Origin of the sequence: Allokutzneria sp. NRRL B-24872 (assembly GCF_002155965.1) — a bacterium.
GTDB lineage: Bacteria > Actinomycetota > Actinomycetes > Mycobacteriales > Pseudonocardiaceae > Allokutzneria.
This window is the reverse complement of sequence record NZ_MUMH01000021.1, coordinates 297-853: the sequence shown is the minus strand read 5'-3', so window position 1 is coordinate 853 and position 557 is coordinate 297. Positions and strand designations below refer to the sequence as shown.

At 72.4% G+C, this 557-nt stretch carries 1 protein-coding gene; it reads left to right on the top strand.

The genetic code is table 11. The features are described from left to right. On the top strand, window positions 1–557 hold a 557-nt coding region (locus CCN37_RS06280; protein ID WP_143261453.1), incomplete at both ends, for an HAD family hydrolase.

The following is a 557-nucleotide window of genomic DNA, read 5'->3' as shown; positions in this document are numbered from 1 at the left end:
CGGGCTCGCCGCGCTGGTCGGTCACGACGACGCGTGGCCGTTATGGGAACGCGTCACCGAAATGCAGTTGGCGCGTTATCTCGCGGGCGAGGTCGACTACGACACCATGCGGCGCGAGCGGACCAGGGCCTTCTTCGCCGAACTGGGCGTCGACCTGGCCGACTCCGAGCTGGCGGGGCGGGAGGAACTGCGGGTCGAGGCCATGCGGGCCGCCTGGGAGGTCTACGAGGACGTCTGGCCCTGCATGGACTGGTTGCGCGCCGCCGGGCTGCGCATCGCCGCCATCACCAACGCCTCCGGGCCGCTGCAGCGGATGAAGATCGCCGACCTCGGGCTCGCCGAGGTGTTCGACCACGTGATCATCGCCGGTGAGCTGGGCGTCGCCAAGCCGGACCCGGCCATCTTCCACACCGCGACCGTGGCGCTCGGCCTGCCGCCGGAGCAGGTCATGCACGTCGGGGACCGCCTCGACCTGGACGCCGTCGGCGCCCGCGACGCCGGTCTGCACGGCGTCTGGCTGGACCGCGGCGACAGCCATGCCGAGGTGCCGCAGGGCG